Raw genomic sequence first — 25,291 nt, 5'->3', positions numbered from 1 at the left:
GGTCTGAAGACATGGACGCACAGGCCTATTGCACGAGGTGGCGGGAGAACGCCGACCGCCGGGGCGTGGCCGCGCACGTCGTCGCCGAGATCGGTCGACGGCATGACGTCACCGCCGCGCGCTTCGCGGTCCTCGAGGGCATGGCCGAGTTCAACGACCCGCACGGCAAGTCGTTCTTCCTGATCCCGCCCTACGCCGACGGCGCCCGCGCCCGCGCGGCCGCGCTGGTGACCTACATCCTCAACGCCGACACCGGCTACGGGAAGCCGGGCGGGCGGCCGCCCGACTTCCCGGCCACCCCCTACGGTGCCGCCGAGCTTGCGCGAATCACGGCCCGGCAAAACGCAAACCGCTGGAGCTACAGCCGCGACGTGCCCTTCGTGCACCGCAACGGCGGACGCCTGGTCACCACGCCCAACGGCATGCTGATGGGACTGGGCGGCAACGGGATACAACGGCTGTTCAGCCGGCGCGGCGGCACCACCTGGGGCGACATCTTCATGATCAACGCGGGCCGGGCCGCCGACCCCGCCGAGCAGCTTCGCCGCATCGTCTCGGCCGGGCATGCCTGGCGTCTCGACCTGGACCGGGTGTTGCATCACGAAGAGCGGCACGCCGCGCAGTGGGCAGACCGGGGTTATCTCGGCATGCTCGTCGGCTACGGCCGGGAGTTGTTCCGCGAGTTGGCCTTTGGCGCCATCAACCGGCTCGAAGAGGACGCGGGCCTGACCGATGGCGGCTACAGGGCGTGAATCCCGTGGTAGAGCACCATCGCGCCGATCACCACGAAGACCGCCGCGAGCAGGGCGCTGTTGTTGCGGTCCATCCAGTCCTTGAGCCGCGCCAGCGTGTCGTCGAGGCGGCTACCGGCCGCCGCGTAGGCCAATATCGGGATTGCGACGCTGGAGGCCGCGACGGCCACGAAGAACGCGGCGGCCGCCCAGTCGCCGGCGGGGCCGAGCCCGGCGGTGCCGATGCCCAGGCCCGCGGGCACGCAGATGAGCGCCACATCCGGGCGCACCAGGGCCAGCACCGCCCCGATCATCCCGGCGCGGGCCGGGGTGATGCTGGCGAACGAGCGCATCCAGGCCGGGGACTCGGCCTGACCGTGCCGGTTGAGCCATCGGTAGATGCCGTACAGGATCAGCGCCGACCCCAGCACCACCCGCAGCCACGACGACCACCGCGGCGGCGCCTTGTCCAGGCCGCCCAGCAGGCCGGAGGCCGCGACGGCGAGCGCCGTCAGCGCGGACAGGCTCAGCAGCCACCCGCCCAGGAACGCCAGGCTGCTCGGACGCGGCCGCGGCGCCTGGAGTACCAGCACCGCCGGAATGACCGTGAGCGGTGAGAGCGAGATGACCAGCCCGAGCGGAACGAGCCCGGTCAGCACCGTCCCCCAGCTGCCTGCCATGGGCGGCATCCTCCCATTGCCCGGCCGGTGCGGCGGCGAAACACGCCACACTCGGTCAGACCAGCGTGCGAATCCCGTTGTAGAGCACGATCAAGCCGATCAGGAACAGGATGACGGCCATCATCGCGTCGTGGTTCGCCTCCATCCAGGCCTTGACGCGCTCCAGGGCATCGTCGAGGCGGTCGCCGGCGCCGACGTAGGCCACGATCGGGATGGCGACCGTCGACGCGGCGAGCACGACGAAGATCGCGGCCGCGACCAGCTGAGCGCCGGCGCTCAGGCTGCTGTTGCCGACGGCCAGGCCGGCGGCCGCGCAGAGGATCAGCACCTCGGGCCGCAGCGGTACCAGTACCGCACCCATCACCGCGGCGCGCAGCGGGGAGAGCGTGGAGAACGACCGCATCCAGCGCGGCATGGTGCGCCGGCGATGCCTGGTGAACCAGTGGTAGGCGGCCAGCGCGAGCAGCGCCACCCCGAAGCCCAGCCGCACCCACGACGCCCATTTCGGCGGCGTCGTGTGGATGCCGCTGAGCAGGTCCGAGCCGGTGACGAACGCGGCGGTGAGCGCGATCAGCCCCAGCAGCCAGCCACCCAGGAAGGCGAGGCTGACCGGGCGCGGCCGGGGTGCGTGCAGCACCAGCACCGCGGGAACGATCGTGATCGGTGACAGCGCGATGACCGCCGCCAGCGCGATGAGCTTGCTCAGCACCGAGGCCCAACTTGCGTCCACGGGCAGCAATCATCGCATCGCTGCGCCGCCGGCCGCATCCGATCAGCCTTTGCGGCGCAACGTCCACGCGGGTACCCAGTGCGTCACCGTTTTACGTTTGGAACCGTAGGCGACGGGATAGGACACCAGCCCCCACCAGTCGCCCTGCTCGCACAGCGCCCAGCAACTCAGCGACCCCTCGACCACCTTGTGCAGCTGCAGACCGTTGGGCTGATACCGGCCCGAGCGGTGTGGCTCGCGCGGGAACAGCACCGTCAGGTCGACCAGGACCGCGATCGCCGGGCGAACCACCCGAAACGGGCTGCCGACCGGTTGGCCGTTGTATCCGATCGACGCCAGCGGACCCATCGATCGATCATACGTTCGAACGAACGCCGGAGTGAATTTACCGATTCGTCAGCGTTGGCCCTGCTCAGGGGTTAGAGTTCGTCGCGACCGACGGGTACGAGGGGGACCACATGATCAGGCTGATGACCGCGGGACTAATAGCTTTGGCCGGGCTGATGACCGCCGGAGTGGCCGTCGCCAACGCCGACGAAGTCGAGGTCAACGACATCAGGTACTCGTCGGAGGCCGGTTGCGTCGCCGACGGGCCGAATGTCGAGCTGGAGTACAACGACCACTTGTACAACCAGTTCTACTGCTACCAGGGCGGCGACGGCTTCTGGCACCTGGTGCTGCACAACTGACGGCGCCGCGGCTGACCGGCGATCTCGACCCACCAGAGGAGCCGGCGCCGCTTCTGGCACCATAGCGACGTGCGTGACGTCCCGGTCAGCGTCTGCCCTACCGGCCAGCCACGTCCTCGATTCACCCCGCGCGCGGCAGTGGACCCCCTGATCGTCGGGCTGTTAGCCGTCGCGATCGGCCTCGCCGGCGCCGCCCGGCCCTCGTTCTGGTACGACGAGGCCGCGACCATCTCGGCCGCCTACAGCCGGTCGCTGGCCCAAATGTGGCGCATGCTGGGCAATGTCGACGCCGTGCACGGTTTGTACTACCTGCTCATGCACGGCTGGTTCCAGGTCTTCCCACCCACCGAGTTCTGGTCGCGCGCGCCCAGCGCCCTGGCGGCGGGTGGTGCCGCCGCCGGCGTGGTCGTGCTGGGCAGACAGTTCTCGTCACGCCGCGTCGCGGTGGCCGCCGGGGTGTTCTGCGCGATCCTGCCCCGGACCACGTGGGCGGCCATCGAGGCCCGCCCGTATGCCATGTCGATGATGGCCGCCGTGTGGCTGACCGTCCTGCTGGTCTGCGCCGCGCGCCGTGCCGGCGGCTGGCTGTGGCTGTCCTATGCCGTCGCACTGGCCTGCTCGATCGTGCTCGACGCGTACCTCGCGCTGCTGCTGGCGGGGTACGCGGTGTTCGTCGGTGCCTTTCACCGGAGCCGAAAGACTTTGTTGGGCTTCGTGATTGCGTCGGCCGCCGCGGTGGCCGCGCTGCTGCCCTTTCTGCTGACGGTGGCGGGGCAGGCGCATCAGATCAGTTGGGTCGCACCCATCGGCCACCGCACCATCGAAGACGTGCTGATGCAGCAGTATTTCGAACGATGCCCCCCGTTCGCCGTGCTGTCGGCGCTGCTGATCGGCACGGCGATCGTGTTGTGGCTCAGCGGATCCGCGCGCCTGATGCAGTCGCAGCGTCAATTGCTGGTGCTCGCCACGGGCTGGCTTGCGGCCCCGACGGCCGCGATCGTTGCGTATTCCGCGCTCGTGCACCCGATCTACACGCCGCGCTACCTGTGCTTCACCGCACCCGCGGTGGCGTTGATCCTGGGCGTCTGCACCGGCGCGGTGGCCGCCAGGCCGTGGCTGGCCGCGGCGGTCGTCGGCCTCTTCGCCGTGGTCGCGGCGCCGAATTATGTTCGGGTGCAACGTAACCCATACGCAAAGTACGGCATGGACTACAGCCAGGTCGCCGATCTGATCACCGCGGAGGCGGCGCCGGGCGATTGCCTGCTGGTGAACGACACGGTGACGTTCATGCCTGCCCCCATGCGCCCGCTGCTGGCGGCGCGCCCGGACGCCTACCGCAAGATGGTCGATCTCACGCTCTGGCAGCGGGCGACCGACCGCAACGACGTGTTCGACACCAATCTAATCCCCGAGGTGGTGGCCGAACCGTTGAGCCGATGCGGCGTCGTGTGGATCATCACCCAGGCCGACCCGTCCCAACCGGCCCACGAGCAGGGCCCGGCGCTGCCCCCGGGTCCGCGCTACTGGGCATCCCCCGCCTTCGCGGTGCCGCACGACTTGGGCTTCCGGCTGGTCGAGCGCTGGCAGTTCAACCTGGTGCAGGTGCTCAAGGCGCAGCGATAGTCACCAGATGCGGATGTAGTCCACCAGCATGGAGGACGGGAAGACGCCCCCGGCCGGGTCGCCGGCGCCCACCCCGCCGACGGCGAGGGTGAACATGGGGGTCATCCAGTAGCCGGGGATGTTGAACGGCCACCGGAAATCGTCAGGAGCGCCGCCGGCGACGTGGATGGGCTTGTTGGGCACCTTGAAGTACTCGGCGCCGTCTCGCGCGAATTCGAAACCCTCTTCGCCCCAATGCATTCGCCAGGTGTGCCAGTTGCCGTCGACCAGGCCCGGAATGGATTTGCCTTCCCAGGTCTTGCCGTTGGACGCCGCGTGGACCGTGGTGCCCGGGGCCCAGTTCCCGTTGCCGTACCACTCGAAGATGTCGACCTCGCCGTCGGGCAACGGGTCTTCGTTGACACCCCAGAACGAGGGCCACAGGCCGGGGAACAGGCAGTCGAGCTTGATCCTGGCCTCCCAGGTCTGGTTGATCATGCTGCGGAAATTGCCGCGCAGCTTGCCGCTGTAGTAGGTGTTGCTCAGCACATCGTGAGTGGCGCACAGGACGAGGTTGGAATGCCCATCCTGGAACACGTTTTGGCGGTCGTCGCGGTAGATCCCCTCCACCGGCGGGAACACGTCGTCCTGCCAGGTCTGGATCGTCCACTTGCCCGGATCGGGCGGTGAGCCCGCGGGCCCGTCGAACTCATCGGCGAAGATGTAGTTCCCGCCGCCGGCCGATGGCGGCGCCTCGGGCGCCGACGGGGTGGCCCAGGCACCCGGCAAACGCATCGCAGCCCCGATCATGCCCAGGCCCGACATCAACATCATGCTGCGACGATCCATCTAAACCACCAATCGTTGAAAGCCGGCTCGCCGAGCCCGGCTGAATCTCCCCAGGCAACTCTCGCAAACGGTGTCATGAAACCACGCGGTGGGGTGGCACGCATGGGCGCGGTATGCCGGGCCGGCCCGGCGCTGCCTAGCGGGAACCGGGCTCACTGAGCCTCACCAGGGTCTTGCCGACGTTGACGCCGGTGAACAGGCCGTTGAGCGCGTCGACACACGACTCTACGCCCTCAAAGATGGTCTGCCGGTGGTGAAGTCGGCCCTCGGCCTCCCACCGGCGCAGCGCGGCGAACGCCTCGTCGAAGCGGCCCCACTGGTCGAGCGCGTTGAACCCCTGCATCAGCGCGGTCTTGGACAGCAGGTTCACGTAGTTCGCCGGACCGGGATGATCGCCGGTCAGATAGCTGGAGATGACGCCGCACAGGACGACGCGCGCGCGGGTGGCCAGCCGGCCCAGCACGGTGTTGAGGATGGGCCCGCCCACGTTGTCGAAGTAGACGTCGACGCGTTGCGGGCAATGCTCTTTCAGGGCCGCCGCGACGTCGTCGTTCTTGTAGTCGATGCACGCGTCGAACCCGAAGTCCTCCACCACCGCGCGGCATTTCTGCGGCCCGCCCGCGATGCCCACTACGCGGGCGCCGGCGATCTTGGCGATCTGCCCGGCGATCGAGCCGGTGGCGCCGGCGGCCGCCGACACCACCACCGTTTCCCCGGGCTGCGGCCTGCCGATGTCGGTCATCCCGAAATAGGCGGTGGCGCCGGTCGGCCCGTAGACCGACATGATCGCCAGCTGGTCGTTCTCGCCCGGGATCGGCGTGCTGAACAGGTCGTCGCGGATGATCACGTATTCCTGGAAGCCGGTCAACGTGGTGACGATATCGCCGACGGCGTAGGCGTCGCACCGCGACTCGACCACCTCGCCGATGCCGGCCGCCCGGATGACCTCACCCACCTGTACCGGGGGCAGATAGCCGGGCTGGTCATCGAGCCAGGTGCGGGCGGCGGCGTCGATTCCGACGTAGGTGGTGCGCAGCAACGCCTCGCCGTCGGCGGGTTCGGGCGCGGGCGCGGTGACCATTTCCGTGTCGTCCGGTTGCACGAGTCCGGCGGGGCGGCGACGCAACAGGACCTGGCGATTCGGCACATCGGGCACGATCGTAAAAGCTACCGAACGGGCCGCGAACGCAGGAGCGAATGGCGCATTCCCTGTCGGCCGGCGCGACGCCGTCGCGCGGGGCCGCGCGAAAATGACTGTTACGCAGGCTCTTCGGCGTCGTCGTCGAGGACGCTGACCGCGATGCCGTAAGGCAGGAAACGCACCTTGCGCGTGGGATCGACATTGTCCCTATTCGCCCGCAGTGCGTCGAGCTCGGTCGCATACACCTGCTCGACGCGTGCGCCGCCGCCGGCGTCCACCGTGTAGATCGCCCATACGCCGTCACCAGCCTCGCCGGCGGTTTCCGGGGCACTGCGCGGGCGCCGCGACAGGTCGTCGAAGACGCCGGACCAGCCCGTCCGGCCCCCGGGAGCGGCAACGAACCTGCTGACCCGCTCGAACACGTCCCGCAGCCCCTCGCTGCCTTCCCGGATCATTCGATCGAACTCCTCGGGATCGAACCCGAATCCACTGTGCTCGCCCACGCGACCTCCCAGGCGCTAGTGCCGTAACTGCCAGTGTGCGCTCAGTCGGCCGCGTTTGCCACGTGCCTACTGGCCGGGCGGCGGCGGAGGGTTGATCGGGATCGGCACCGTGAAGAACGGGAAGTGCAGGTACATCGTCATCGGCGGCTGCTGCGGTGCGGCCGGCGGCGGGGGCGGTGCGGCTGGCGGGGGTGCGGGCGCCGCGGCCGGCGGGGGTGCGGGCGCCGCGGCCGGTGGGGGCACCGCCTGCTGGACGGGCTCCGGCACATACTTGGGCGCCGGCCGGGCGGGGGCGTGGTGGACCGGCGCCTCGGGTGGCGGAGTGACCTCGGTCTGCGGTGCGGGCTGCGCAACCTGCGACGGCACGGGAGACGGCGCCGGCGCCGGGGCGGCCACCTGCGACGGGCTGGGCGCGGGCGCGGGCGGCGGGGCCGGGCTCGGAGCCGGCGGGGGCAGCTGCGCCTGCGGCGGGGGCGCCGGCAGCTGCGCCTGCGGCGGGGGCGCCGGCAGCTGCACCCCCGGAGTGGCGACGCCGACATCCGCGTTGTGCCCGGCGGCGGGCCCCGGATGATCCGCCGTCAGCGTCACCAGCACCACCCCGCCTATGGCGGCGGCTATGCCGGCCAGCGCGCTCCCGGCCAGCAGCGCAGACCGGGGCCGCCGCCGGGGCTTGTCATCGTCGTCCTCGACGGCGCTGTAGGCCAGCGCGTCGGCGGCGACGTCGTCATTGCCCCAGACGTCCAGGTAGGTCGGGCTGAGCGCGGGTGGGTTCAGCTCTCCGGTGCCCGGGTCCAGCGCGTAGGCCAGCGCCGCCGTCGAAGACGCGAACAGCGGGGCGTTCGCCGACGCCAGCGCCGCGCCGCGAGCCAGCGCCATGTCCGGCTCCTCGGGACCGGTAACCGGCAGCGTGGTGGCCGCCTCGAGCGTGGGCTTCAGCGCCACGATGTCGGTTCCGCAGCCGATCAGAAACACGCCGTCGGCCCGGGACCCACGGGCGTCCAGAGCGGAGACCATCGCCGCCAGTTCGTGCGCGTCGCCATCGCCGAGCCGGCGCCGATGCAGGTCGACGATCGAGCCGTCGGCGACGTCGACGACGGCCAGCGTCGCATTCGCGGGCTCGACGAACAGCATCGCGAGGCGCTCGTAGCCCAGCGCGCAGCCCACCGTCTGCGCCAGCGCGGCCGCGGCCAGCAACGGCGCGACCATCATCACGCCGCCCAGCTTGCGGGTGTCGATCGCCTCGCGCAGCGCGCCGACGCCAAAGGGGTCGCTCCAGGTGACCCCGATCGAGGTCAGCTGGTGACCGCCCTCGAGCACCCCTTCGCGGGTGCCGATGATCGCGTTGACCACCTGATCGACCGCGTCGATCGAATTTCCGGCGGCGCCAACCGCGAACTCTTCTTGTTCGACGGTCACGCCGTCCGCGTCCTGGCCCTCGATCGCTACCAGACGGACTGTCCTGGGAGCCATCGACACCCCAAGCACGATGTCCACGTAACGCCTCCAAGGTCTTTTTCAATGCCCACCGCGGCCCTCCGCGAGGTGCATGGCGGGAAGAGCCCCGCTCGAACTTGGTGACGTCAACGTTACCCGCGTGCGACTCGGCGCGCAGGCGGCTTGCGTACGCAGCAGCGACGCTAGTAACCCGGCCCCATATACGGGTTCTGCGAGTACCCCGGGTACTGGGGATACTGCGGGTACTGCGGATACTGCGGGGTCGCCGGGGCCTGCTGCTGCGGCACCGGGACCGGAATCGGAACCGGCAGCAACGGAACGTGTATCCACTCCGTCGTCATCGGCACCGTCGTGCTGGTGGTGGTCGGCGGCTGGGGGGGCGTGGTGGTTTCCACCGGTGGCGGCGGCACCGTCGTGGTGACCGTCGGTTGCGGCGGCGCGGTGGTCGGCGGCGCGGTCGTCGCGGTAGGCGGCGGCGCGGTGTGCCGCGGCGTGTAGACGGGCGCCGGCGGCGGCGTGTGGACCACCACCGGAGGTGGCGGCGGTGGTGGGGACGGCGGCGGTTCCGGCGGCGGCGGCGCCGGGCTGGGAATGGGTTGCGCGCTGGGCGGCGGGGGCGGCGGCGGTACCGCGGTGGGCGGCGGCGGTGCGGCCGGGCGCGGCGCCACGGAGTTCGCCGGCGGCGGCGCTACGGATGGCGCGGGCCGGGCCGGACGGTTTTCTATACTGGTCAGCGTGTAGGCCACCCCGCCGATCGCCGTCATGGCGACCACGGCCGACATCCCGATGATCAACTGGGACAACCGAAGTCGCAGCCAGGGTCGTCGTTCCCGCGGCGGTTCGATGACGTTGAGCCGCATCGACCAGCCGGCCGGGCCGTCTTCGTCGTAGGTTTCCCCACCGAAACGCATGCGGAGGTCGCCGGGGTATTCGGTTTGCGACCAAGCCAATTCGCGATCAGTCAGCGCCTCGTCGTCGATCACCAGCACATCGCCGGCCCCCAGGTCCACCACGTCACCGGCGGCGTCGGCGGACGCGAGTAGCCCTATCGACGTCCGCGTGCGCAGGTCCAGCTCACCGCCGCGCGCCGCCAGGATCAGCGCCCCGCCGGCCGCGGCCAGCCCTGGTTGCGCAGGCGTCAGGATGGGCGTGCGGCCGTGCATCGAAAGCCGTTCGGTGACAAGCGGAATGCGCGCACCCCCGCCGACGGTGACCACCGCTGCGAGGTCCGACCAGCCCTTGCGATAGCGCACCAGCATGTCGTCCAAGGCGTAAATGAACCCGGTCAGCCGATCCTGGATCAGCATTTCGAGGTCATCCTGCGTCAACGTCAGGCTGCACGTGCGCCCGCCCAGCACCGCGCTGATGTCGGTGGCCATCTCGGTTGAGAGCCGCTCCTTGCCCGCGCGGCATTGTTCCCTGAGTTCCACCAGCTGTCCGACGTCGGCGGTGCTGGCCGGGTCCAGGCCGCTGCCGTGGCCCAGTTCCTCGAAGACACGCAGCTGCAGCTCCTGGTCGATCTCGTCACCGGACAACGCGGCGTAACGCATGGTGGCGCTGACGAGTTCGAAGTCCCCGGCGACATCGACCAGTGTGGCCGACGTCCCACCGCCACCGAAGTCGAGCAACCCCACCACGCCCTCGTCAGGCAGGTCGAGCTCGGAGCGCACGGCGGTCAGCGACGCGATGGCGTCCGAGACCAGCCGCGGCGCCATACCGCTGCGCACGAAGCCCACGTGGGTTCGCAGGGCGTCCCGCAACGCCTGCACCGTCGCCGGTTTCCAATGCGCAGGCACGGCGATGGAAATCTCCGAGCACGCGGCGTCCGCGCCGACCGCAAGCACCATCGCGTCCAGTGCCTCCACCGTCAGCAGTTCCGCTTCGTGCGCGGAGCCGTCGGATGACACCAGCGCGACGGAATCACCGATGCGCTCGATGAAGCCCTTCATCGGTACGCCGGGCTCGATCGGGTGCGGGTTCTCGTCGGACGCACCGACTTTCGGTGCACAGTGCGGATAAAGGGTGAGCACCGACCGGCGGCTAACCGGTGGGCTTCCGTTACGCGCAGCGACCAGGTTCGTGGTCCCGATCGACAACCCAATTGGGTCGTACATAGAGCGAAAACCTTCGTCCATAGGGGTCGGTGGCCAGCGTTAACGATAGCCGTGGACACGCGGAAAGCCGATGCTTCGCAATGTCATTGGTATTCGCTCGATGCGGTTGCGTCACCGAAGCGGTACCGGAAACCCCTTGACAAAAGGCTTTTCGTTACAACACCGTGAGCGGCAGCGAACGCCGGGACTCGAACTGGAAGGTCGATCCGCCACTGACCCTGACCACCGAAACCTCTGGCAGTTCCTCGGTGGGAGAGTCGGTTTCGACCAGCTCTGCCGTCCAGTCGGTGGCGGTTCCGCTAACTCGAACCTCGATGTGCGGGTCCACCGCGGTGGCGATCGCCTGGAGCGGCTGCAGGGATTGCGGCGAGCACAGCGAGATCCAGGATTTGTCGTCGTGGGCCGGCGACGGCTGGACGTGCAGCCGGTTCGACTCTGCCTCGGCCACAACGTAGCCCGCGGGGTTCAGTAGCGGGTGCAGCTCAAGGACCCGCAGCACGCCGTCGGCGCCCCCGGGGAGTTTCAGTGCACGGTGGATGCGCTCGGCGGCCACGCCGGCGATGCCGATCAGGCCGCGAGTGCACACGCCGACGGTTTGGTCGTCGTCGACGGCGCGTGCCCGCACCGCGATCACGAACGACAGGTACAGCAGGTGCATCTGCAGGCACACCTCGTCGGCGATGCGGACCAGCGCCGAATGCGAGAACGCGGCGAAGTCGAAATCGGACAGCAAGGGCCCGGCGTAATCCGCCTGCCCCTCGTCCGATGGGTCGATGGGGTCGAGTTCCCATGTCGCAGCGCGGGTTCGGCCGACGAGGTCCAGCGCAGGAATGCTCTGCGCCTCGGGATAGGACTCGTCGATGATGACGGTCCAGGCGCAGTGCGGATGCCGGTCGGCCGGCGTCCGCGGCGGGCGATGGATGGGGCGCACCTGGGCGCGCGGGTTGGTCGCGATCGCGGTGGCGTCGAAGGTCGGATCCTCGATGGTGTGGCACATGCCGAACACGTACTGCTCGCCCATCGGCTCGACGTCGAGCAGGGCGCCGCAGTGGTCGAGGTGGAATTCGCCGTGCCAGCGGTCGTGGACCGTGTAGCGGAAATCCATGAATTGCGGTGGGGCGCCGATGTCGAGCTGCAGACCCTTGAAGATCGTCGGCACATCGTCGCCCTGGTAGTTCAGCGCCCGCTGCATCCGCCGGGTGTAGATCGGGCTGGCGCCCGCCCACTCCTCGATGGCGATCTGGACCATCTCGTCGCGGCCGAACGCCGAAATGCACCAGGCCATTCCGGAGCGGTCGATCAACTGCCCGATCAGCAGCAGTTCGGGAACCAAAACGACGAGCTCGTCGCGGGACAGTTGGGCGTATCGCGAGGGGCTGCTCACGCCCCCAAAAATAGACTTGACTATGTTATAAAGTCAATAATGTCCGTCACCGCTGGCCAGACCCCCCCACGCCCGATCGGCCCCACCCGGCGAACCACCGCGCCACGCAAGCGCGGCGACGACACCCGCGCGAAAATCATCGCCGAGACCGTCCGCTGCATCGTGGAGGAGGGATTCTCCGCCGCCACCGCCAAGCACGTGGCCGAACGCGCGGGCGTCACCTGGGGGGTCATCCAGTACCACTTCGGAGACCGCAACGGGCTGCTGAGGGCCGTGGTGGACGACGGGGTGGCCCGGCTGATCGACAGCCTGTCGTCGGCCGACGTCAGCGAGCTACCCCTGCGGACGCGCATCGAGGTCGTCGTCGACACCGCCTGGAGCTGCTACAGCAGCCCGACGTCGATGGCCGCGTTCGAAATCCTGCGCGAGACGCGCGGCGGCCCGGACCCGTCCTCGCGGCGCCACCTGCTGGACATGAACGACGCGGTCGGCCAGCTGGGCAGGTTGATCACCACCGATCCCGCGCATGCCGGTGTGGCCGAAGTCATTTGGGCCACCCTTCGCGGTGTGGTGCTGGCGCAGATGGTCACCGGCACCGCCATCGACTGGAGCCTGGAAAGGCGTGCCCTCGTCGACATGGTCACCCGTGTGCTTAGCGCGGCAGACACCCGCGACACTTAAACCGCGCACACGACACGCCGCGGAACGTCTGCGTGGTTTATATCTCGGTGCAGGCTCACTTTTTCCGTGTGCTGCAATGACGGGATGAGCTATCAGGAAGTGGCCGCCGATATCGAGGCGATCAAGCAGGTCAAGTACCGGTACCTGCGAGCGATGGACACCAAGCACTGGGATGACTTCGCCGACACCATGACCGAGGACATCGTCGGAGCGTACGGATCGTCGCTGGGCAAGGAGCTGCACTTCGACAACCGCTCCGATCTCGTGGAGTACCTGAGTTCGGCGATGGGCCCCGGAGTGGTCACCGAACACCGCGTGACGCACCCGGAGATCACCGTAACCGGCGATACGGCCTCTGCCACTTGGTATCTGCAGGACCGGGTAATTGTCGCCGAATACAACTTCATGCTGATCGGCGCGGCGTTCTACCACGACAAGTACCGGCGTACAGCCGATGGATGGCGCATCTGCGGGACCGGCTATGACCGCACCTACGAGGCTACGATGTCGGTCGCAGACCTCAAGTTCAACGTCAAACCCGGCCGCGCTCGAGCTGATTACGACGAAGTGACCGCTACTTCGTAATCGCGATTACCGCGCCCGGCCGCAGCCATTTCATGATCGACACCAGCTGAGCGTCGTCCACCGCCACGCAACCCTCGGTGGGTTTCCCGTCGGTGGTGTGGAAGAAGAACGCGGCTCCCCCACCCGGGGTCTTGTTCTTGTTGACGCCCATCACGACGGCATGCTTGTACTGCGGGATCTGCAGGTTCTCGCTGTCGCCGGTGCTGAACGGGCACTGCGCCTTCTGGCACACCTGCATGGAGTTGAACGTGGGACTGTGGTCGTCGCCGCTCCACCAGTAGTTGGGCCCGGACACCTGGGTGTAGGGCAATCCGGTGCCGGGATTCGGTGCCGTGCCGAACGCGGAGTCCAGGGTGTACACGCCCATCGGGGTGGCCGGAACACCGCTCTTGGCCTGCGGCGCCATCCCCGCCGATCCGACGTGGGTGGGAATGCCGGACCGCAGCGACTGCCAGCCGCTGCCGGTGCGCTGAAAGATCTCCATGGTCGCGTTTGAACCGCCGGTGCTCACCACCGAAACCACTTGGGTCGCATTGCCAACGGCGTTCGCGAACCAGGGAGCGCCTGCGGCCGCACTGATCGGCGCCAGCACCATCGAGACGAAGACTGCGCACACCGCGGCGCACAGCGAAGTGACCGGTCGATGCATGCACTCCATCGTCGAACACCGGCGTCGTCAGGGTCAAGTAAAGCTTGTGCCCCAGTTAGGTCACCGCGCCGTGACTAAATGCCCACCGGGACAGCGTCGTTAGCGCGTCGCAGCGGTGTCCCTCGCGCGGCGCGGACTGCCGGCTTGCGGGCGTGCAGGACGAAAGATCAAGAGACACAACAAGAAATACAGGTATCCAAGCGACCAGCCGGCCAGCACATCGGACGGGTAGTGCACGTTCAGCGCCACCCGGGAGACGCCGACCGCCGGAACCGACACCACCACGACCGCCACCGCGACGCGGCGGATCGTCCGGCTCGTCATCGGAAAGAAGAAGCACAGCCCGGCGAGCAGCGCGGCCGTCGCCTCCAGCGCGTGGCCGGACGGAAAGGAGGTGGACGCCGCGGCCACCAGCATGGTCGCCGGGCGGGGACGGCCGACCAGGGCCTTGGCCCCCGCGGTCGCGAGTTCGTTGAGCGGCCCGCACGCGAACGCCAGCACCAGCGCGGCCCGCAGGTTGCGCATCACCAGGGCGACCACCGTCATCGCGATGCCCAGTACGGACATCGGCACCGGGCCCAGCGCGAAGGACACGGCTTCCCAAAACCGTAGCCACGACGGATGTTTGAGCGCGACATCGCGCGCCGCGTTCAGCAACGACCAGTCCATCGCGTGCAGCCAGTTCCAGTGCCGGCAGTAGCCCATCCACATCAGCGCGTACACAGCGGCGGCCAACACCGCGATCCAGGCTGCCAGCGGCATCCTCGGGCGAGTCATCACCAACGGATACCAGCTGTGGGGCGGTGACCCGCGCGCGACCCACGTGCGATCGCCCGGCGAAAAGCGCCGCGCTTGCGATCGCCCGGTGACATGCGGGCGACCCGCTGCGCCCGGCGACAAGCGCCGCGCTTGCGATCGCCCGGCGCGTCATACTGTCGCTATGGCCGTCTTTGTCCGCAGGTTGTTCGGCATCGGCAAGCTGCCCGATGACCTGCATGCCGAGGTCGAGTCGGAAGGCCTGCTCTACCTCGCCGATTACGTCGCCGTGACCCGCCGATTCAGCGGCACCGTACCCGGTGTGCGGTTGCCGCACAGCGTCGCCAGCTACACGGGCTCGCTGGTGTTCACCTCGGAGCGGGTGCTCGCGACGCTGTCCATGCTGCCCAAGCTCGCCGGCCCGACCGTCAACGTGCGCTGGGACGCCCCGCAGACGGGCGCGGCGCAGGTGGAGATCTCACCGACCGGACTGCAGGTCGACGTCGACGTCTCCCGCGTCGACGAGAAATTCGCCGGCGAGCTGTCCCTGCACTACAAGGTGGGCATTGCGGACGACCTGCTCAGCGGCCTGCCCCGGCGCTCGCTGGCCTTCGACATGCCGCCGGAATACGTGTTCCGGGCGGTCGGGGTCACCTACAGTCCCTGAGTCAGTCGCTGATCGTGATGCGCGGCCAGGGCGGCTGCCGCAGCACCGCCAGGCTGCCGATCGCGGCGGCCAGCAGGCCGGTGAGCACGCCGATCAGCGCGATCCGGCCCTTGTCCACGGCCGGGGTCCAGGAGGCCTGCCCGTCGCGGATGGCGAACACGCCCAGCGGCTTGCCGACCACGATGACCGTGGTGCCGTCCGGCGTCTGATAGGGCTCGCCATAGCCGCGGCCGGCGCGTTGCTCGGCGCCGAGCGTGTCGAGCACATCGGAAGGCTTCAAGAAACCACTCCCTTTCTGCGGGCTCACCAGGCCGCCGGGCCTGGGCACGATCCACGCTAGCGCCGATTTTCTACGATGACTGACGTGACCGGTGACGCATTCAGCCCGCACGAGCGGCGGGCCGTCTATCGCGTGATCTACGAGCGCCGTGACATGCGCCGGTTCGTTCCCGGCGCGCGGGTGGACGAGGCCGTGCTGGCGCGCCTCCTGCGGGCCGCCCACGCGGCGCCCAGTGTCGGGCTGATGCAGCCGTGGCGCTTCATCCGGATCACCGACGACTCGCTGCGGCGACGCATCCACGCCCTGGTCGACGAGGAACGCCCGCGCACCGCGAAAGCCCTGGGCGAGCGATCCGACGAGTTCCTCGCGCTCAAGGTGGAGGGCATCCGCGAGTGCGCCGAGTTGTTCGTGGTGGCGCTGGGCGACGGCCGCGACGCGCACGTGTTCGGCCGGCGGACGCTGCCGCAGATGGACCTGGCGTCGGTCTCGTGCGCGATCCAGAACCTGTGGCTGGCGGCCCGCGCCGAGGGCCTCGGCATGGGCTGGGTGTCACTGTTCGATCCGCAACGGCTGGCGGCGCTGCTGGGCATGCCCTCCGGCGCCGAACCGGTGGCCATCCTGTGCCTGGGGCCGGTGCCCGGATTCCCCGACCGTCCCGCGCTGGAACTGGACGGCTGGGCCGTCGGCCGACCGCTGTCGGAGTTCGTCTGCGAAAACCGGTGGGGTCACCTGCCGGCGCCCTGACGCGTCGGCATTCAGGAAAGACCCGAGGAAGTTGCGGTAACGTCGCCGGTCGCAAGGCAATGTGAGAGGTGACGCGATTTGACGGCGGGCGACCGAGCAAACCACAACGACAACGTGCTGATCGTGCATTGGCACGACCTGGGCCGCTACCTCGGCGTCTACGGCCACCCCGACGTGTCGAGCCCGCGACTGGACCGCCTTGCCGCCGAGGGCATCCTGTTCACCCGGGCGCACTCCACCGCACCGCTGTGCTCACCCTCGCGCGGGTCGCTGTTCACCGGCCGCTACCCGCAGAACAACGGACTGATCGGCCTGGCGCACCACGGCTGGGAGTACCGCGACGGGATCCGCACCCTGCCCCAAATACTGTCTGAATCGGGTTGGTACTCGGCTCTTTTCGGTATGCAACACGAAACCTCCTACCCGAAGCGGCTGGGTTTCGACGAGTTCGACGTGTCGAACTCGTACTGCGGCTACGTGGCCGACAAGGCCGACAGGTGGATGCGGAAAAACGCTGAAGGCCTTGCCGGACAGCCCTTTCTGTTGACCGCCGGCTTCTTCGAGACGCATCGGCCCTACCCGCACGACCGCTACACGCCGGCGGACAGCGCCGACGTCCGCCCCCCCGATTACCTGCCCGACACCCCCGAGGTGCGCGGCGACCTCGCCGACTTCTACGGCGCTATCAGCACGGCCGACGCCGCCGTCGGGCTGTTGCTGGACGCGTTGGCCGACACGGGTTTGGACGCCAACACCTGGGTGGTGTTCTTCACCGATCACGGCCCGCCGTTTCCCCGGGCGAAGTCCACGCTGTACGACGCCGGCACCGGCATCGGCATGATCATCCGGCCGCCCACGGGCCGAGGCGTGACCCCCCGCGTCTATGACGAGTTGTTCAGCGCCGTGGATCTGGTCCCGACATTGTTGGGGCTGTTGGGGATTGACGCTCCGGCCGACGTCGACGGTGTCTCGCACGCGGCCGCGCTGCTGGCACCGGATCCGCCGGCCACCCCGGTGCGCGACCACGTCTACACCATGAAGACCTACCACGACACTTTCGATCCGATTCGCGCGATCCGCACCAAGGACTACAGCTACATCGAAAACTACGTGCCTCGTCCGCTGCTGGACCTGCCGCTGGACATCGAGGAAAGCCCGTCCGGGGTGGCCGTCGCACCGTTCGTCAAGACGCCGCGGCCCAAACGCGAACTCTACGATCTGCGCGCCGACCCCACCGAGACCACCAACCTACTGGCCGGCGAGGGGACGGACGCGGACGAGGTGGCGGCCAATCTTGCCGTGCGACTGCACGATTGGCGTCAGCGCACCGGCGACGTCATCCCGTCCGAGTTCGCCGGCACCCGCATCTCCGCGCGCTACACCGAAACGTACCTGCAGATCCATCAATCGAAGCCGACCCCCCGCTCGGGCATCGCCGCCGACCGCGGCATCGAAGACGGCAAGCGTTAGTCACGTTGAGCGGCTCGAGCCGCCCACCTCGGCGATGACGAACACCCGCCGGAACGGGAAAATCGTCGCGCCGTCGGATCGCGGCGGGTAGGCGTCCTGTAGCAGCGGGATCAGCTCCTCGCGGAACTGCTCCCACGCCCGGTCCTCGAGCCGCTCGCGCACCGGAACAAGCGCCGTCCCGGTGATCCACTCCAGCACCGGATGCTCGCCGGTCAGCTGGTGCAGATAGGTCGTCTCCCAGACGTCGACCTTGCATCCCGCGTCGAGCAGCAGATTCGCGTAATGCGCCGGCGGCTGAACCACCGCCCCTACCCGAAAAGGTATGTCGCGCAGTAACTTCGCGTACGGCTCGCGGCGAGCCAGCGCGCGCACCGCGGCGTAGGACGGCGACTCGAAGTTGCCCGGCATCTGGACACCGATCCACGACCCGGACGCCAGCTCGCCTACCCACCGCACCAGTAGGTCGGCGTGCTCGGGCACCCAGTGCAAGGCCGCGTTGCTCACCACCACGTCGGTGTCGGGCTTGGGCTTCCAGTCCCGCAGGTCACCGACGACCGCGGCGATGCCGCGCTCGTTGGCGGCGGCGACCATCTCCGGTGAGCTGTCCACCGCCTCGATCACCGCATCGGGCCAGCGCCGGGCCAGATACTTCGTCAGGTGCCCGGGGCCGCAACCGAGGTCGACGACGCGCCGGGCACGGTCGGCACCCACCCGCGACAGCAGGTCGTAGAAGGGACGGCCGCGATGGTCGGCGAAGGCCAGGTAGACATCCGGATCCCACATGTCGATCCTCCCGATCCTCGCGCCGCCGCAAGCCGGCCGATAGCAAACGTATAACCCCTATGGTGCGCCGACGCGGCCCGAATGCCCCGGATAACGCAGAGACGAACGAAACCCGGTCGAAACGCCGGGGAAACGCGCGCCCGTGCGGCTACCATCGGCGTTCGTGGCGCCCGACTCAGATCCGATCGACCCGCCCATCCCGGTTCCGGACGTGCCGGGCGCCGATCTTCCGGCCGGCGCCGGCGGGCTCCCCCCACGCTCGGCTTTGTCGTCCCGCCAGCGAATGGTAGTCGAGGCATCGGCCCTGGGCGACCTGGCCCTGCGCACCTGGGTGGCGTCGCTGCTCGCCACCACGGTGTCGCCGTTCGTCATCGCAGGCGCGCTGCGGCGACCCGGTTCCGCCACCGAGCGCGACAACCTGGACTTCTACGCGGAGTTGGGCGCGGCGAAAGACCCGGTGCGGTCGTTTCCGCCACCCACCGAGGTCCCCCGGGTCACGTCGCGGCGGGCCGGCGCGCTGGCGGAGTGGGCCGCGCACGGGACGGTCCACAACATCGAGTTCGACAGCAGCTTCACCGCCGTCAATCCCGCCATGCGCACGCAGTGGGCCGCCTGGCGGTCCAACAACGTGGTGCGCGCGCAGCACTGGCGCCACAACGACGGGCCGCGTCCCACCCTGTGCGTGGTCCACGGCTTTATGGGGTCGTCGTATCTGGCCAACGGGCGGTTCTTTTCACTGCCCTGGTACTACCGGTCCGGCTACGACGTGCTGATGTACACGTTGCCCTTTCACGGCAAGCGGGCCGAAAAGTATTCACCCTTCAGCGGTTTCGGCTACTTCGCCGGCGGGCTGAGCGGTTTCGCCGAGGCCATGGCGCAGGCCGTGCACGACTTTCGCTCCATCATCGACTACCTGCGCCACACCGGGGTGGACCGCATCGCGCTCACCGGCATCTCACTGGGCGGCTACACCTCGGCGCTGGTGGCCTCTGTCGACGATCGGCTCGAGGCGGTGATACCCAACTGTCCCGTGGTCACCCCCTCGACGCTGTTCGACGAATGGTTCCCGGCCAACAAGCTGGTCCGGCTGGGCCTGCGCCTCACCGACATCAGCCACGACGAATTGGCCGCCGGCCTGGCGTACCACTGCCCGCTCAACTACCGGCCGCTGGTGCCCCGCGACCGCCGGATGATCATCACCGGCCTCGGCGACCGGATGGCGCCCCCCGACCATGCCGTCAAACTATGGCGACACTGGGATCAATGTGCCCTGCACTGGTTTCCGGGCAGTCACGTGCTACACATCAGCCAGCTGGACTACCTGCGCCGGATGACCACCTTCTTGCGGGAGGTCATGTTCTGACCGCCTCGACGGTGGGTGCGCTGTCGCCGAACGAGGCGCGGTGCGCTCCGCCGAGCAGGGTGGGCCAGTGCAGCCGCGCGAGCAGATCCGCCGGCGCCACGGTGTGTCCGTCCAGTCGGCGCGTGGACAACAGGTCCAGTGCCGCCAACGCGGGCAGGTGGTTTCCACGTTTCGGGGTCAGCCCGTCCACCGGCGCTTTGCCGCTCGGGCCGGCTTCCGTCTGCAACGCGGCGGCCACCGCGACGGTGGGCCGGCTCTTGTCACCGGCGATCTCCAACGCGGTGCAGGTTTCGCGCGCGGAGTATGCCCGGATCGCCTCCAAGGTCTCCGGCAGCGCGTCGTCCACCTGAATCTGATATGCGGCAAGGTAATCCGAAGCGCCGCGCTGCACTCCCCGCCACCTCTCGCGCGGGTTGGACGTCAGCAACCGCGGCACGTCGTCGGCCGCGACGGCGGTGGCCTCCCATCCGATCTCCCTCAAGTGGTCGGCCAGCCGCCGGGCTGCGACCTGCGCGGTCTCGTGCAACGGGATGCGCGGTGAGCGGGCCCGCAGCGCGGCCAGATTGTCCGGCGCCGAAACGGTGAGCCCGACCCAGGTCTCGCGTCGGGACGCGTCGGAAGCGTTGTCGCGGCTGGTGATTCGGATCTTGTCCGCCCGGATGCCGTAGCGATCAAGGTAGCTCGCAAGCAGCGGCAGGGGCAGCACGTCGGACTCGCCCTCCGGCGCTCCGAGGCGGATCAGGGCGGTCGCCGCGGTGTCGGCGGTTCCCTCGGGGACGGCGTTGCCGCGTCCGATAATCGCCAGGCGGCGGCGCAGGATCGTGGTGAAATGCAGGCCACCCCACCAGCCGAACAGCACGATGACGACCACGGTCGCGATGCCCAGCAACCAGTAGTCGCGGGGCGTTCGCCACGGGTAGGCCATCACCGCGGGCACGATGGCCAACAGCGCCAACGTGATTCGACCACTCCCGGGAGTCGGTACCGAATGCCTGCTCACGAGGTGGGGTCCTTTCGTCGGCGTGCGTTGATGGCGGTGACTGCGCCGGCCACCGCGACCAGCAGGGCCAGCGCGGCGGTGCCGGCCACCGCCACGGTCCGCGGCATGGTGTCCTTGGGCGCCGGAGGCGGGGGCACGGCCACCGCCTTCACCGAGGCCGCGCCGGGCTGGTCGCCGGCGGGCAGTTGCCAGGTCAGAGCCGCCACCGCATCCACACTGCCGGTACCGACCACGTTGGACGGGTCGCGGGCGCCGTTATGTGCGGTCGCGGTGATGCGGTGCAGCACCGCGGCGGCGTTCAGGTCCGGATACTTGCTGCGGACCAGCGCCGCGACGCCGGCCACATAGCCGGCCGCGTAGCCGGTTCCGCTGAGCGCGGCCAGCTGCTGGTGCCCGTCGGGCAGGCCGTTGGCCAGCCCCCCACCGTCGGCGTTGCCGATCGACACGATGCGTTCACCGGGCGCCGCGACACCGACCCATGGCCCCGCGACGGTGAATTTCGACGACGGGCCGTCCGGCGTCAGCGACGCCACCGACAGCACGTAGGGCTGCCACCACGACGGGATGGAAACCGACGTGACGCCGGCCCAGTTGCGCGGATCGTTGGGTCGGCTCAGGTCGGTGAGGGGATTGGACTCGCACGAGTTCCCGCCGCCGCCCGCCCCGGTGTCACCGGCGCCGGCCACGATCACCGCGTCCTTATCCACCGCCGCGTAGCGGATGGCCGCGCCGAGGGCGGCCTGGTCGACCTGCCGGTCCACCGGCATGCAGGTGACCGAACCGATGTCGATCACCCGGGCACCGAGGTCGGCCGCGTGCACGATCGCGCGGGCGAGCGTGGACACTTCGGCCGACACCCGCGCGATCGTCGGATCACCACCGGGAGTGCGCGGCGAGAACTTGGCCGACGTCGTCCGGAGCGAGACCACCCGCGCCGCGGGCGCCACGCCGGAGAATCCGTCGTCGGGCGAGGGCTGGCCGGCGATCAGGCCGGCCAACAGCGTTCCGTGCCCGTCGCAGTCGGTCAGCCCGTCGGTCGTCTCGACGAAGTCACCGCCCGGCTCGACATCGGGCAGCCGCGGCCCGGGCCGCACCCCGGTGTCGAGCACCGCCACCAGCTGACCTTCGCCCCGCGAAAATTGCCATGCCGCAGGAAGATTCAGCGCCGACTGGCTGGGCGTGATGGCACCCGGGTCGCTACCGGGAACGACTCCGGAGGTGCTGCAGGGTGCGCGCTGCTCCATCGGCTGCCCCGGCCCCGGCGCCCCATTGGGCGGTGGGGCGCCGGGATCGACGGCGGGCGGGCTGATCGCAAATGCCGCCGGGCTCGTCCACGTCGCGGCGGCGGGCAGCAACGCCAACGCCGCCGCGAAGCAGGCTGATGCCGGTCGAATCATCGATTGAGCACCCAGCCGAACAGGCCGACCACAAAAGCCATCACGGGAATCAGCGACGCGTCGAGTCCGGTCGCGACGAAGCCCACCAGCCGGCGCACCGGCAGCGAATAGCTCTCCGGCGCGGCGATACCCGGGTTCAGCGCTACCACGATCCACACGACGACGAGCGCCAGCAGGATCAGCACCGCGACCAGGGCCGCGGCGTAGCGTCCGGTCGAGGTGTAGAGCACCAGCAGCGCGCCCGCGGCCAGGAACGGCTGAGCGAGCAGCCACGCCTTGCACGCGGCCGAGTCCCACACCCGGGCGCGCAGCACCGACGTCGCGGCGGTGGCCGCCACCACATACCAACCCGCGCCGCTGACCACCTCGGGCCGCAGCGCGATCGCCACCGAACCCAGGACGCTGAGCAGCACTGCGGCGGCGATGAATCCACTCTGGTGCGCATCGCTGATCCGGACCCGGCGCGGCAGGTCCTCGAGCACCTGCAACGGCGGCGCCGACGGGGTGGGGTCGCCGGGCGCCGGGATGACCGGCAGCGGGAAGCGCGCCCACAATGCGGACAGCTGGGCCGCCTCAATGGTGACCAGCAATGCCGCCAGGATCAGCCCGCAGCCGATGGCGATCGGCCTGAGATGCCAGAGCAATTCGGCACCGGCAGCCAGCAGCACCCCGGCGCCGACCACGGCGGTCGCGGTGAAAAAGCCTGCGACGCGCTCGCGTTCGGCGCTGGGCGCCATCAGAGCGATCAGCGACCACGCGGTGACTCCGGCCGCGGCCAGGGTCAGCTGGGCGGCACCGAATTCGCCCGGCACCGCCAGCACGAGGGCGCCGGCGATGGGAGCCAGTGCGGCGACGCACAACGCCATTCCGGTGCGCGCCGAGCGCGCGGTGACCAGCAGGCCGACGATCGCGGTCAACGCCGCGACCGCGCTGACCGCGACCAGCCCCACCAGCGCGCCCGTGGCCACCCGGTAGGTGACCGCAAGCCCGGTGGCCAGGAACGCCACCGCGATCGCCGCGGCCAACGCGCCACGCTGGATATGTCTTGTGTCCCAAGGCCTGAGCCGGGAGGTCGAGAAGATCATGGCCGCGTCGGCGATGTCCTCGACGATGCCGGGCGCGGCGGGGCCGACCGGCACCGCCTGCAGCGCCAGCAGGTCACCGTCGACAACTCCGACCGTGTCCAGGCTGGCGTCCAGGCTGAACGGCGCACCACCGATGGGGGCCAGGCTCAGTTGGGTCGCCGCGCCGATCTCGGCGGCACCGCGTGCGGCGGCGCCGTCGTCCCCGCCGCCGTTAGCCGCGGCGGGAACCACCAAACGCTGGACAGCAGGCAGGATTTCGCGCAGCGGCAGCTCCGCGGGCAATGCCATTTCCGTCAACCTGCTGTCCGCCAGTATTGCCACGCGGACGATCGGCATGACGGTTCCGGACGTCACCGGACCCTCGAAAAGTATTGCGGCCCTAGGGGGAACATCGTGCTCTCTTCTCTTTTTCTATCAGTGTTGGACGGACAGGGTCGAAGGGGAAAAGTCTCGGGCCAACCGGTGTTCGGCGAACCATCCGGCGTCTGGCAACAGGGCGGTCAGTTGCTCGATCGCGACGGCGATCGCGAAGGGTGTCCCCGGCGCAAAGGTGGAAACCCACTCGCCGTCGAACGCGCGGGACGGACTGACCAACACCCGACCCTCGCTTGCGTCGACGATGCTCAATCCCACCTCGCTGGTGGAATGCCGGCCGTCGCGGTGGCAGCCGGCGACGAGCTCCACGTAGCTGCGCGGCCCGTTGAACACCGATTCCACCACCACTCGTGCCGATTTCGGAATGCCCAGGTAGTCAAGAACTTCGGCGAGCGGCGCACCTGAACGCAGTCGCTCGTCGGCTCGAGCACCGACCCGCATCGGCATGCTGAACTCGTCGAACTTGGCGGGCGGCCGTTGCGCGAGGCCAACGGTGAGCACCGGGACCAGCGCCCGCGGATCGTCGATGTCCATTGCGGTGAACGTGATGAGCTGTGCGCTGCGCAACGCGACCACCGTGGTCGACGGCCTGCCGGCCATACCGGTGCGCTGCGCGACGATGCCGCGCAGCATGTCGGCGCCACCGGCCTCCTTGGCCGGCCCGACGTAGCGCAGTTCCAGCCACCGCTGCGGAAAGCACACCGCCTTGATCCAGTCGCTGACCACAGGATTGACCAGTCCGTCTCCGGAAACCAATCCAAGTTCGGTCAGCTCAGCCTTCTGACGGTCGAGGAACGCGTTGCGTTCCGCGGCATCACGATAGGGCGAGGTGATCGCCAAGACCCAGGGAAAGCTCCCCGCCCCAATCGTTTCCGCGATGAACCAAGCGTGCTCGACCGTCAACTCGACGGCGTTGGGCGCTGAGTCCATCAGGCTCGTTCAGGCACGACCTAACCGCCCCACTTGGCGGCTTCGGCCTGGTCACGGGCCAGCATGGACATGGTGTTCGCCTCGTGGGTGCTGGCCATCGACTGGTAGGCGCGCACCAGGCTTTCCATCGCCTGGTTCCACTGGGCCTGCCACGCCTGGTAGGTCATACCGGTGTCACCCTGCCAGGCGTTGGACAACGTGGCCTGCTCGCTGGCGATATCGGAACCGAGCCCCTGCATGGTGCCCGCGTAGCCCGACATGTCCGCGGCGTGGCTCAACATCGCCGGGTAGTTGTACATGATCTGCGACATGACAAGTCCTTTCGTAATTGTGGGCGATCAGATCAGAACGCGGTGTAGCCGGAGGCGGCGGCGGCATCCGCGGCCACGTAGGTTCCCGCGGCGTCCCCGAGGTTGGCCTGGGCGATGTCCAGCAGGGTGTTGACCCGCGCGGCGACCTCGACGAACCGCGCGTGCGCGGCCTGGAAGGCGGCCGACGACTCGCCCTGGTGGAATGCCTGGGCCGACATCGCTTCCTGCTCGGCCTGGCTGATGGTGCTGCGCATCAATGCCGCCTTGGCGCTGAAGGCCGACTGTGCGGCGACCAACTGCGGAATGTGAGCGTCCAACATACTCATGTTGATTCCTT

At 69.1% G+C, this 25,291-nt stretch carries 27 protein-coding genes and 1 pseudogene; 9 read left to right on the top strand and 19 right to left on the bottom strand.

Translation table 11 applies throughout. The features are described from left to right. Positions 1-11 precede the first annotated feature (11 nt). Positions 12-752, top strand: a complete 741-nt coding sequence (locus OQ789_RS04880; protein WP_324683904.1) for a hypothetical protein — start codon at positions 12-14, stop codon at positions 750-752. On the opposite strand, the gene OQ789_RS04875 is transcribed toward OQ789_RS04880, so the two are convergent. The 3 genes from OQ789_RS04875 to OQ789_RS04865 all read right to left on the bottom strand — a co-directional run bounded on the left by OQ789_RS04875 (position 740) and on the right by OQ789_RS04865 (position 2,489). Continuing rightward, a complete protein-coding gene (locus OQ789_RS04875; protein WP_324683903.1) occupies positions 740-1,411 on the bottom strand; it encodes a GAP family protein in 672 nt (223 codons plus the stop codon). The two genes, OQ789_RS04880 and OQ789_RS04875, sit on opposite strands and share 13 nt — an antisense overlap. A 55-nt stretch (positions 1,412-1,466) precedes the next feature. Next, positions 1,467-2,120 carry a GAP family protein gene (locus OQ789_RS04870; RefSeq protein ID WP_324684227.1) on the bottom strand — a complete coding sequence of 218 codons (654 nt, stop codon included), beginning with the start codon at positions 2,118-2,120 and terminating at the stop codon, positions 1,467-1,469. A 63-nt stretch (positions 2,121-2,183) separates the two neighbouring features. Next, complete coding sequence (locus tag OQ789_RS04865) at positions 2,184-2,489, bottom strand: hypothetical protein (RefSeq protein ID WP_324683902.1); 306 nt, start codon at positions 2,487-2,489, stop codon at positions 2,184-2,186. A gap of 122 nt (positions 2,490-2,611) precedes the next feature. On the opposite strand from OQ789_RS04865, the gene OQ789_RS04860 reads away from it, so the two are divergent. Further along, a complete protein-coding gene (locus tag OQ789_RS04860) occupies positions 2,612-2,830 on the top strand; it encodes a hypothetical protein (protein WP_324683901.1) in 219 nt (72 codons plus the stop codon). Positions 2,831-2,968: 138 nt separating this feature from the next. Further along, on the top strand, positions 2,969-4,453 hold the full coding sequence (locus OQ789_RS04855; RefSeq protein ID WP_324684225.1) for a hypothetical protein: 1,485 nt from the start codon (positions 2,969-2,971) through the stop codon (positions 4,451-4,453). On the opposite strand, the gene OQ789_RS04850 is transcribed toward OQ789_RS04855, so the two are convergent. From OQ789_RS04850 to OQ789_RS04825, 6 genes are all read right to left on the bottom strand, one after another. Next, on the bottom strand, positions 4,454-5,281 hold the full coding sequence (locus tag OQ789_RS04850; protein WP_324683900.1) for a glycoside hydrolase family 16 protein: 828 nt from the start codon (positions 5,279-5,281) through the stop codon (positions 4,454-4,456). 136 nt (positions 5,282-5,417) lie between these two features. Further along, on the bottom strand, positions 5,418-6,437 hold the full coding sequence (locus tag OQ789_RS04845) for an NADP-dependent oxidoreductase (RefSeq protein ID WP_324683899.1): 1,020 nt from the start codon (positions 6,435-6,437) through the stop codon (positions 5,418-5,420). A gap of 101 nt (positions 6,438-6,538) precedes the next feature. Further along, complete coding sequence (locus tag OQ789_RS04840; protein ID WP_420716047.1) at positions 6,539-6,877, bottom strand: hypothetical protein; 339 nt, start codon at positions 6,875-6,877, stop codon at positions 6,539-6,541. A 114-nt stretch (positions 6,878-6,991) separates the two neighbouring features. Next, positions 6,992-8,419 (bottom strand): DUF7159 family protein, encoded by a 1,428-nt coding sequence (locus tag OQ789_RS04835; RefSeq protein WP_324683897.1) that lies wholly within the window; start codon positions 8,417-8,419, stop codon positions 6,992-6,994. 143 nt (positions 8,420-8,562) lie between these two features. Further along, the gene (locus OQ789_RS04830; protein ID WP_324683896.1) at positions 8,563-10,494 is read right to left on the bottom strand and encodes an Hsp70 family protein; all 1,932 of its coding nucleotides are present in this window, start codon (positions 10,492-10,494) and stop codon (positions 8,563-8,565) included. A gap of 154 nt (positions 10,495-10,648) precedes the next feature. After that, positions 10,649-11,878 (bottom strand): hypothetical protein, encoded by a 1,230-nt coding sequence (locus OQ789_RS04825; protein WP_324683895.1) that lies wholly within the window; start codon positions 11,876-11,878, stop codon positions 10,649-10,651. A gap of 39 nt (positions 11,879-11,917) precedes the next feature. On the opposite strand from OQ789_RS04825, the gene OQ789_RS04820 reads away from it, so the two are divergent. Both OQ789_RS04820 and OQ789_RS04815 read left to right on the top strand, forming a co-directional pair. Continuing rightward, the gene (locus OQ789_RS04820; protein WP_324683894.1) at positions 11,918-12,559 is read left to right on the top strand and encodes a TetR/AcrR family transcriptional regulator; all 642 of its coding nucleotides are present in this window, start codon (positions 11,918-11,920) and stop codon (positions 12,557-12,559) included. Positions 12,560-12,625: 66 nt separating this feature from the next. Then, positions 12,626-13,144 carry a nuclear transport factor 2 family protein gene (locus tag OQ789_RS04815; RefSeq protein WP_420716042.1) on the top strand — a complete coding sequence of 173 codons (519 nt, stop codon included), beginning with the start codon at positions 12,626-12,628 and terminating at the stop codon, positions 13,142-13,144. On the opposite strand, the gene OQ789_RS04810 is transcribed toward OQ789_RS04815, so the two are convergent. Both OQ789_RS04810 and OQ789_RS04805 read right to left on the bottom strand, forming a co-directional pair. Further along, positions 13,134-13,793: a L,D-transpeptidase gene (locus OQ789_RS04810; RefSeq protein WP_324683892.1), complete on the bottom strand. Its 660-nt coding sequence runs from the start codon at positions 13,791-13,793 to the stop codon at positions 13,134-13,136. The two genes, OQ789_RS04815 and OQ789_RS04810, sit on opposite strands and share 11 nt — an antisense overlap. 99 nt (positions 13,794-13,892) lie before the next feature. Beyond that, positions 13,893-14,570, bottom strand: a complete 678-nt coding sequence (locus OQ789_RS04805) for a phosphatase PAP2 family protein (protein ID WP_324683891.1) — start codon at positions 14,568-14,570, stop codon at positions 13,893-13,895. A gap of 163 nt (positions 14,571-14,733) precedes the next feature. Here OQ789_RS04805 and OQ789_RS04800 point away from each other — a divergent pair, with 163 nt between their 5' ends. Further along, positions 14,734-15,216, top strand: coding sequence for a hypothetical protein (locus OQ789_RS04800; protein WP_324683890.1), 483 nt, complete (start codon positions 14,734-14,736; stop codon positions 15,214-15,216). 1 nt (position 15,217) lies between these two features. On the opposite strand, the gene OQ789_RS04795 is transcribed toward OQ789_RS04800, so the two are convergent. Beyond that, the gene (locus tag OQ789_RS04795) at positions 15,218-15,496 is read right to left on the bottom strand and encodes a hypothetical protein (protein WP_324683889.1); all 279 of its coding nucleotides are present in this window, start codon (positions 15,494-15,496) and stop codon (positions 15,218-15,220) included. A 75-nt stretch (positions 15,497-15,571) separates the two neighbouring features. Between OQ789_RS04795 and bluB the strand changes: the two are divergent. Together bluB and OQ789_RS04785 are read left to right on the top strand one after the other, a co-directional pair. Further along, positions 15,572-16,305: pseudogene (gene bluB / locus OQ789_RS04790) on the top strand (5,6-dimethylbenzimidazole synthase). A gap of 13 nt (positions 16,306-16,318) precedes the next feature. Then, positions 16,319-17,710, top strand: coding sequence for a sulfatase (locus OQ789_RS04785; RefSeq protein ID WP_324683887.1), 1,392 nt, complete (start codon positions 16,319-16,321; stop codon positions 17,708-17,710). Here the strand turns inward: OQ789_RS04785 and OQ789_RS04780 are convergent, their stop codons facing one another. Next, positions 17,711-18,493 carry a trans-aconitate 2-methyltransferase gene (locus OQ789_RS04780; RefSeq protein WP_324683886.1) on the bottom strand — a complete coding sequence of 261 codons (783 nt, stop codon included), beginning with the start codon at positions 18,491-18,493 and terminating at the stop codon, positions 17,711-17,713. 163 nt (positions 18,494-18,656) lie between these two features. Between OQ789_RS04780 and OQ789_RS04775 the strand changes: the two genes are divergently transcribed. Then, positions 18,657-19,856 carry an alpha/beta hydrolase family protein gene (locus OQ789_RS04775; protein WP_324683885.1) on the top strand — a complete coding sequence of 400 codons (1,200 nt, stop codon included), beginning with the start codon at positions 18,657-18,659 and terminating at the stop codon, positions 19,854-19,856. On the opposite strand, the gene eccE is transcribed toward OQ789_RS04775, so the two are convergent. The 6 genes from eccE to esxG form a co-directional block, all read right to left on the bottom strand. Then, a complete protein-coding gene (gene eccE, locus OQ789_RS04770) occupies positions 19,846-20,856 on the bottom strand; it encodes a type VII secretion protein EccE (RefSeq protein WP_324683884.1) in 1,011 nt (336 codons plus the stop codon). The two genes, OQ789_RS04775 and eccE, sit on opposite strands and share 11 nt — an antisense overlap. Next, the gene (gene mycP / locus OQ789_RS04765) at positions 20,853-22,253 is read right to left on the bottom strand and encodes a type VII secretion-associated serine protease mycosin (protein ID WP_324683883.1); all 1,401 of its coding nucleotides are present in this window, start codon (positions 22,251-22,253) and stop codon (positions 20,853-20,855) included. The genes eccE and mycP overlap by 4 nt, the downstream gene beginning before the upstream one ends. Continuing rightward, the gene (gene eccD, locus OQ789_RS04760; protein WP_324684223.1) at positions 22,250-23,674 is read right to left on the bottom strand and encodes a type VII secretion integral membrane protein EccD; all 1,425 of its coding nucleotides are present in this window, start codon (positions 23,672-23,674) and stop codon (positions 22,250-22,252) included. The genes mycP and eccD overlap by 4 nt, the downstream gene beginning before the upstream one ends. Positions 23,675-23,752: 78 nt before the next feature. After that, positions 23,753-24,643 (bottom strand): ESX secretion-associated protein EspG, encoded by an 891-nt coding sequence (locus OQ789_RS04755; RefSeq protein WP_324683882.1) that lies wholly within the window; start codon positions 24,641-24,643, stop codon positions 23,753-23,755. A gap of 20 nt (positions 24,644-24,663) precedes the next feature. Continuing rightward, positions 24,664-24,954: a WXG100 family type VII secretion target gene (locus OQ789_RS04750; RefSeq protein ID WP_324683881.1), complete on the bottom strand. Its 291-nt coding sequence runs from the start codon at positions 24,952-24,954 to the stop codon at positions 24,664-24,666. 32 nt (positions 24,955-24,986) lie between these two features. After that, the gene (esxG, locus tag OQ789_RS04745; protein ID WP_007768837.1) at positions 24,987-25,280 is read right to left on the bottom strand and encodes a type VII secretion system protein EsxG; all 294 of its coding nucleotides are present in this window, start codon (positions 25,278-25,280) and stop codon (positions 24,987-24,989) included. Between the last annotated feature and the right edge of the window lie 11 nt (positions 25,281-25,291).

The sequence above is a fragment of the Mycobacterium sp. 94-17 genome, from assembly GCF_035617725.1.
GTDB lineage: Bacteria > Actinomycetota > Actinomycetes > Mycobacteriales > Mycobacteriaceae > Mycobacterium.
This window is presented reverse-complemented; position numbering and strand designations above follow the sequence as displayed.

What these genes read in the sequence shown, in the direction of transcription:
- OQ789_RS04840 (WP_420716047.1), bottom strand. Translation starts at nt 6,877, where the DNA reads ATGATCCGGGAAGGCAGCGAGGGGCTGCGGGACGTGTTCGAGCGGGTC.
- OQ789_RS04880 (WP_324683904.1), top strand. Translation starts at nt 12, where the DNA reads ATGGACGCACAGGCCTATTGCACGAGGTGGCGGGAGAACGCCGACCGC.
- OQ789_RS04865 (WP_324683902.1), bottom strand. Translation starts at nt 2,489, where the DNA reads ATGGGTCCGCTGGCGTCGATCGGATACAACGGCCAACCGGTCGGCAGC.
- OQ789_RS04755 (WP_324683882.1), bottom strand. Translation starts at nt 24,643, where the DNA reads ATGGACTCAGCGCCCAACGCCGTCGAGTTGACGGTCGAGCACGCTTGG.
- OQ789_RS04800 (WP_324683890.1), top strand. Translation starts at nt 14,734, where the DNA reads ATGGCCGTCTTTGTCCGCAGGTTGTTCGGCATCGGCAAGCTGCCCGAT.
- eccD (WP_324684223.1), bottom strand. Translation starts at nt 23,674, where the DNA reads ATGCCGATCGTCCGCGTGGCAATACTGGCGGACAGCAGGTTGACGGAA.
- OQ789_RS04780 (WP_324683886.1), bottom strand. Translation starts at nt 18,493, where the DNA reads ATGTGGGATCCGGATGTCTACCTGGCCTTCGCCGACCATCGCGGCCGT.
- OQ789_RS04875 (WP_324683903.1), bottom strand. Translation starts at nt 1,411, where the DNA reads ATGGCAGGCAGCTGGGGGACGGTGCTGACCGGGCTCGTTCCGCTCGGG.
- OQ789_RS04750 (WP_324683881.1), bottom strand. Translation starts at nt 24,954, where the DNA reads ATGTCGCAGATCATGTACAACTACCCGGCGATGTTGAGCCACGCCGCG.
- OQ789_RS04860 (WP_324683901.1), top strand. Translation starts at nt 2,612, where the DNA reads ATGACCGCGGGACTAATAGCTTTGGCCGGGCTGATGACCGCCGGAGTG.
- mycP (WP_324683883.1), bottom strand. Translation starts at nt 22,253, where the DNA reads ATGATTCGACCGGCATCAGCCTGCTTCGCGGCGGCGTTGGCGTTGCTG.
- esxG (WP_007768837.1), bottom strand. Translation starts at nt 25,280, where the DNA reads ATGAGTATGTTGGACGCTCACATTCCGCAGTTGGTCGCCGCACAGTCG.
- OQ789_RS04830 (WP_324683896.1), bottom strand. Translation starts at nt 10,494, where the DNA reads ATGTACGACCCAATTGGGTTGTCGATCGGGACCACGAACCTGGTCGCT.
- OQ789_RS04820 (WP_324683894.1), top strand. Translation starts at nt 11,918, where the DNA reads ATGTCCGTCACCGCTGGCCAGACCCCCCCACGCCCGATCGGCCCCACC.
- OQ789_RS04805 (WP_324683891.1), bottom strand. Translation starts at nt 14,570, where the DNA reads ATGACTCGCCCGAGGATGCCGCTGGCAGCCTGGATCGCGGTGTTGGCC.
- OQ789_RS04810 (WP_324683892.1), bottom strand. Translation starts at nt 13,793, where the DNA reads ATGCATCGACCGGTCACTTCGCTGTGCGCCGCGGTGTGCGCAGTCTTC.
- OQ789_RS04850 (WP_324683900.1), bottom strand. Translation starts at nt 5,281, where the DNA reads ATGGATCGTCGCAGCATGATGTTGATGTCGGGCCTGGGCATGATCGGG.